This window comes from Halococcus hamelinensis 100A6 (assembly GCF_000336675.1).
Lineage (GTDB): Archaea > Halobacteriota > Halobacteria > Halobacteriales > Halococcaceae > Halococcus > Halococcus hamelinensis.
On record NZ_AOMB01000014.1, the window covers coordinates 90861 to 97049 of the forward strand.

The window sequence follows — 6189 nt, forward strand, 5'->3', positions numbered from 1 at the left end:
ACGTTAGTTCGTTTCGTCCCGGTCCGACGGGTCGTCCGTTCGGGCGTCGTGGGCGGCCGTCGCGAGGTCGGCACCGCCGTCGGTCCGGACCTCGCCACCGTCCGCCTGGACCTCGCCGCCGTCGGCGGCGGCCGTCTCACTGCCGGTCCGCGAGCCCTGTGGCAGCCGGATGTCCTCGACGAGGTTCTGGATCTCCTCGGGTGGCGGCGGCGTGACCCGCGAGACCGCGAACGCCACCACGAAGTTGAGGATGGTTCCGACGAGCCCGATACCCTGGGCTTCGAGCCCGAGGAAGGTGGGCAGGATCGGCTCCGGCGTCCCGAAGATCGAATCGGAGGTCATCAACACGACCATGACGAGCGTGAAGACCAGCCCGACGAGGATGCCGGTGATGGCACCCTCGCGGTTCATCCGTGGGTCGAAGATCCCGAGCAGGATCACCGGGAACAGGCTGGCGGCCGCGAGCCCGAAGGCGATCGCGACGACCTCGCCGACGAAGCCCGGCGGGTTGATACCCAGGTACGCCGCGACCGCCGCGGCGACGATGACGACGACCCGCGCGATGAGCAGGCGCTGGCGTTCGGAGGCGTCCGGATTGAAGATCTTGTAGTAGATGTCGTGCGAGACGGCGCTCGACATCGCGATCAGGAGGCCGTCGGCCGTCGAGAGCGCCGCCGCCAGCCCGCCCGCCGCCACGAGGCCGATGACGATCGGCGCGAGCCCCGCGACCTCGGGCGTCGAGAGCACGATGATGTCGGCGTCGACGACGACCTCGCTGCCCGCCGCGCCGAGGCCGCCCGCCATCTGGATGACGCCGTCGTTGTTGAGGTCCTGAATCGTGAGCAGGCCGGTCTCGGACCACCGACTGACCCACGGGATCGCTTGGGCCTCCTGAACGGGCGTGTTGTGCAGCGTGCTGATGAGATTGAACTTCGCGAAGACCGCGAGCACGGGCGCACACACGTAGAGGATCGAGATGAACAACAGCGCGAAGCCCGCCGACCGGCGCGCGTCCGAGGCGCTCGGCACGGTGTAAAAGCGCATGATGACGTGGGGCAGCCCCGCGGTCCCGAGCATCAGCGTCATCGCGATGGCGAAGACTTGGAGCTGTGAGTACTCCTGGAAGGGTAAGAAGTACTCCCCGGCACCGATCTCGGCCTGTAGCTGGCCGAGTCGCGAGGCAATGTCGCTCGTCACGAGCGCGCCCTGTGGGAAGGGATTGTTCGTGAGGTTGAGCGAGATCGCGACGGTGACGAGCACGAACGCGAAGATCAGGATGAAGTACTGGGCCGCCTGGGTCCAGGTGATCGCCTTCATCCCGCCGAGCACGCCGATCAGCGCGACGAGCCCGAGCGCGACGATGATCCCGAGGTTGATGTCGACACCCAGGAACCGACTGAGCACGATGCCGACGCCACGCATCTGCCCGGCGATGTAGGTCAGCGAGACGAACAGCGTCGCGAGCGCGGCGACGCCGCGCGCGGTGTTCGAGTAGTAGCGATCACCGATGAAGTCGGGGATCGTGTACTCGCCGTACTTTCGGAGGTAGGGCGCGATGAGCAGCGCGAGCACCACGTAGCCGCCGGTCCAGCCCATCAGGTAGACGGTGCCGTCGTACCCGAGGAACGAGACGAGACCCGCGAGCGAGATGAACGACGCCGCGGACATCCAGTCGGCGGCGACCGCCGTGCCGTTCGCCCACGCGGGGATCGTTCGACCCGCGACGTAGAAGTCGTCGGTGTCGCCGACGTGCATCACGACGGCGATACCGAAGTAGAGGACGATCGAGAGGGTGATCAGGATCAGACTCCAGGTGTCGATCCCGAGCCCGAGTTGTGCTGGGATCAACGCGGTCGAAAGTGCAGTCATCTAGTCTTGCACCCCGAATTCGCGGTCGAGTTTGTTCATCCGCCAGACGTAGATCCAGATCAGCGCCACGAAGACGACGATCGACCCCTGCTGGGCGAACCAGAACGGGAGTGGAATCGCGCCGATGTTGATGGCCGAAAGCGGCTCCGCGAGGATGATCGCCACGAGGAACGAGACGACGAACCAGACGACGAACAGCCCGGCGATCAGCTTGACGTTTCGCCGCCAGTACTCCTTGGCGTCGGCCTCGCTGATACCGGTCCGACCCCGTGCTTCGTCGTCGGGCGTCGTCCCCGTCTCGGATTCACCCATGACCACCGACCTCCGGCGGCGACGGGTGGACGGTTCGGAACGGTGAACGACGCGACGCCACGTCACACGGACAGGTTGTTACATCTGCCATGAGTGTGCCAGTGACGGGAGTGTTAATAAAGATTGTGTAGGTTTCCAGTATGCGATAGATCAGTTACGCCGCTAATCGAAGGCGCTTACACCCCGTGGGGTCGACCGGCGGACGGGGTGGTGTGCGTGGCCGTGGCGGTCAGTCGGCGGTGTCGGTGGTGGTGGTGGTCGAGCTGCTGCCCATCGGCGCGTCGCCGAGCGGGGCGACCGTGTGGCCGAACGACCAGTTCGCCACCTCGGCGAAGCTGACGTACATCGCGAGCACGCCCGAGAGGATGCCGGCGTAGCCGCCGAGCATCAGGAGGAGGTCGATGCCCAGCAGGTCGCCGAACCCGAGGAGCGCGAACGTGATCCAGAGCGTGAGGAACACGCTCCAGAGCCCCCAGTTGAGCTTGAACGTGCTGATCCACATATAGAACGTGAACACGCCCCAGAGGAGCAGCGCCGCCCCGAGGGTCTGGGTGTGGATCGAGAGCCAGCCGTTGCCGTCGAAGAGCAGGAGCAGGCCGAACCACCACCAGAACGCCCCGTAGCTGAAGAAGGCGGTCTGGCCGAAGGTGTTTCCAGTGCGGAATTCGAGCACGCCCGCGACGAGCTGTCCGGTTCCGCCGAACGCGAGCGCCAGCGGTAACACGACCGCCTCGCCGGCGCTCGGCAGGAGGCCGGCGTTGATGAGGCTCAACAGCACGGTGGTCAGTCCGAAACTCACGAGACCGAGCGGTGCGGGATCGCCGATGTCGGTGTCGAGTGGCATGTTGGGGTTCTCCTCAGTCCGCGTGGATCTGGTCGCGAATGCGTTCGGCGACGCTCGGGTCCCGGAGCGTGGTGGTGTTGCCGAGATCCTCGCCGTTCGAGATGTTCTCTAAGAGCCGCCGCATGATCTTGCCCGAGCGGGTCTTCGGGAGGTCGTCGACGAAGATCACCTCGTTGGGGCGGGCGAACTTCCCGATCCCCTCCTCGATCGACTCGACGATCTCCTGGCGGACCTCCTCGCTCTCCTCGACGCCCTCCCTGAGGGTGACGTAGACGTCGGGGACTTCGCCCTTCTCGGCGTCCTCGCGCGAGGCCACCGCGGACTCGGCGACGGCATCGACCTCGGAGACCGCGGATTCGATCTCCATGGTGCCGAGCCGGTGGCCGGCGACGTTCATCACGTCGTCGAGCCGCCCGAGGATCCGGTAGTAGCCGTCGGTGGCCTGGACCGCACCGTCGCCCGCCTCGTAGACCCAGTCTTCGGAGTCGTTCGAGTCGGTGTCCGAGAAGCGCTCCCAGTACTCGGCGATGAACCGTTCGTCGTCGCCGTAGACGGTCTGGAGCATGCCGGGCCACGGCCGCTCGATCACGAGGTTGCCGGCCTGCCCGGTCTCGGCGTCGACCGGTTCGCCGTCGTCGTCGTAGATCGCGGGCTCGATGCCGGGCGCGGCCACCCCCGCACTCCCGGGTTTCATGTCCTGGATCGCGGGGAGGTTGGTGATCAGGTGGCCGCCGGTCTCGGTCTGCCACCAGGTGTCGACGATCACCGCGTCCTCGCCGCCGATGTGCTGGTAGTACCACAGCCACGCCTCGGGCTGGATCGGCTCGCCCACGGTGGTCATGTGCCGGAAGTCGAAGTCGTGGCCCTCGATGTGCTCGGTGCCCCACTTCATGAACTGGCGCACTGCCGTGGGAGAGGTGTGGAAGATGTCGACGTCGTAGGCCTCGGCGATCTCCCAGGTCCGGCTCTTGTCCGGGTAGTCGGGCGCGCCCTCGTACATCACGGTCGTCGTTCCGAGCGCGAGCGGGCCGTAGACGATGTAGGTGTGACCGGTGATCCAGCCGATGTCGGCCGAACACCAGTAGGTGTCCTCGGGTTTGATGTCCTCGACGTAGTTGCAGGTCCCCGCCGCGTAGGCGAGATAGCCCCCGGTACGGTGCTGACAGCCCTTGGGCTGGCCCGTGGTGCCCGAGGTGTACATCAGGAATAGCGGGTCCTCGGCGTCCCGGGAGACCGGCTCGACCTCCTCGCCCTCGTGTTCGGCGAGGAGGTCGGCCACGAGGGTGTAGTCGTCGCTGACGTCGACCTCGGGTTCGTCGTGGCGCGTCCAGACGAGCACTTCGGGGTCGTGGTCGACGTTCCCCATCGCCTCGTCGGCCTTCTCGATGTGGTTCAGGAAGTCACCCCGTCGGTAGTAGCCGTCGATGGTGACGACGTGGTCGGAGTCGGCGCTGTTGACCCGGTCGGAGAGCGCGGTCGCCGAGAACCCGGCGAACACCACGCTGTGGGGCGCGCCGATCCGGGCACACGCCAGCATCGTGACCGGGAGCGCCGGTACCATCGGCATGTGGATCGTGACGACCTCGTCCTCCTCGACGCCCGACGCCCGGAGCGCGGCCGCCATCTCGTTGACCTCCTCGTGGAGCTCGCGATAGGAGATGTGTCGGGTCTCGCCCTCCTCGCCCTCCCAGAGAATGGCGGTCTCGTCGCCGCGGTCGTCGAGGTGGCGGTCGATGCAGTTGGCGGAGGCGTTGAGTTCGCCCCCGACGAACCACTCGTAGAACGGCGGGTTCGAGTCGTCGAGGACGGTGTCCCACTCCTCGTTCCAGTCGAGCATCTCGGCGTACTCCTCGAACCCCTCCGGGAACTCGTCGAAGCGGTCGTAGACCGCCGGGTCCGAGACGTTCGCCTGCTCGACGAACTCCTCGGGGGGCTCGAAGTACTCCTGTTCGGTCAGTCGGGCTTCGAGTTCGATGTCTTGGTCACTCATACCCGACCCCACGTTCTACACCATTCTTCATAAGCGAACTAGCTAATTATCGTAACGACCGCCCGAGACGCAGCGCGAACGACGTGCCGTCACCCGGTTTCGTGGAGCGGACGGCCCGGTCGAAGCCGGTCGTCACCGGTCACGTGCCGTCGAGGAAGGCCCGGAGGAGTTTCTGTTGGGCGACCCGGAGGTGGTGGTGGAGGGTCGGCGGCGAGACGTCGAGCGAGTCGGCCAGTTCCTCGGCGGTGGAGTCGCGCGGCCACTCGAAGTAGCCGCCGAAGAACGCCGCCCGGAGCACCGCGGCCTGACGGTCGGTGAGGTCGTCGGCGAGCGGTCCCCGGAAGCCCCCGCCGGTCGCGACCTCGTGGTCGGCCTTCCGCTTCGCCGCGAGGTGGACCCCGGGGAACGCGTCGGTCACGGCCTCGACGACGCCGCGAACGTCGGTGTCGGGGGCGAGTTCCCCGACGATCGTCCCGCCCCCGGCGTCGACTTCGTACGACCGGGCGTAGCCGCCCGCCGTCGCGAAGGTCCGGAGCGGGGAGCGATGGAGCGTGACTTCGAGCACCACCCCGTCCTCGTCGTCGCCGACGAACCGGACGTCCCCGACCGCGTCGGTGGCCGTCGCCCGTTCGAGGACGGCGTCCGGGGTGGCGTTCCGGACCGCGACGTAACACAGCAACCCCTCCTCGGCGGGGACGACCCCCACCAGCTCGAAGGCACAGTCGAGCGCGGTCGCGACCCGCGGGAGCACGGCCGCGTCGGCGTCGACGTCGAAACGGAGCTCGGTCACGCTGTCGGCGAGCAGGAGCCGTCTGTGTTCGACGGCCGCCAGCGCGTGGCCGACCTGCGTGCCGAGCACCGCAAGGAGGTCGCGTTCGAGCGGGACGACCGCCCCGCTCGCGACCCCGAGCCCCAGCACGCTCCGGGTCGGCTCCCGGCTCACGAGCGGGACGACGACGAGCGTGGACGACTCGCCCGCCTCGGTGCGGATCGTTCGGTCGTCGAGCGCCCGGCCGACGAGCTCCGCCCGGTCGAGGAGGGTCCGTTCGACGGCATCGGCCGCCACGCCCGCGCGTGCGTGTACCGTGGTGTCCTCCCCGGTCACCGTCGCGGTCCACGCGAACCGATAGCCGTCGGTGTCGGCCAGCCGGGCGCAGACGGTCTCGTGGATCGC

Annotated in this window: 5 protein-coding genes; all 5 read right to left on the reverse strand. The window is 67.6% G+C overall.

Going from position 1 to position 6189, the window contains the following annotated elements; all coding sequences use genetic code 11:
- Positions 1 to 3: 3 nt before the first annotated feature.
- Positions 4 to 1869 carry a sodium:solute symporter family protein gene (locus tag C447_RS05475; RefSeq protein WP_007691676.1) on the reverse strand — a complete coding sequence of 622 codons (1866 nt, stop codon included), beginning with the start codon at positions 1867 to 1869 and terminating at the stop codon, positions 4 to 6.
- Positions 1870 to 2181 carry a DUF4212 domain-containing protein gene (locus C447_RS05480; RefSeq protein WP_007691677.1) on the reverse strand — a complete coding sequence of 104 codons (312 nt, stop codon included), beginning with the start codon at positions 2179 to 2181 and terminating at the stop codon, positions 1870 to 1872.
- A 229-nt stretch (positions 2182 to 2410) separates the two neighbouring features.
- Positions 2411 to 3025: an acetate uptake transporter gene (locus tag C447_RS05485; RefSeq protein ID WP_007691678.1), complete on the reverse strand. Its 615-nt coding sequence runs from the start codon at positions 3023 to 3025 to the stop codon at positions 2411 to 2413.
- 13 nt (positions 3026 to 3038) lie between these two features.
- The gene (gene acs / locus C447_RS05490; protein WP_007691679.1) at positions 3039 to 5015 is read right to left on the reverse strand and encodes an acetate--CoA ligase; all 1977 of its coding nucleotides are present in this window, start codon (positions 5013 to 5015) and stop codon (positions 3039 to 3041) included.
- A 139-nt stretch (positions 5016 to 5154) separates the two neighbouring features.
- Positions 5155 to 6120 (reverse strand): bacterio-opsin activator domain-containing protein, encoded by a 966-nt coding sequence (locus C447_RS05495; protein ID WP_049904382.1) that lies wholly within the window; start codon positions 6118 to 6120, stop codon positions 5155 to 5157.
- Between the last annotated feature and the right edge of the window lie 69 nt (positions 6121 to 6189).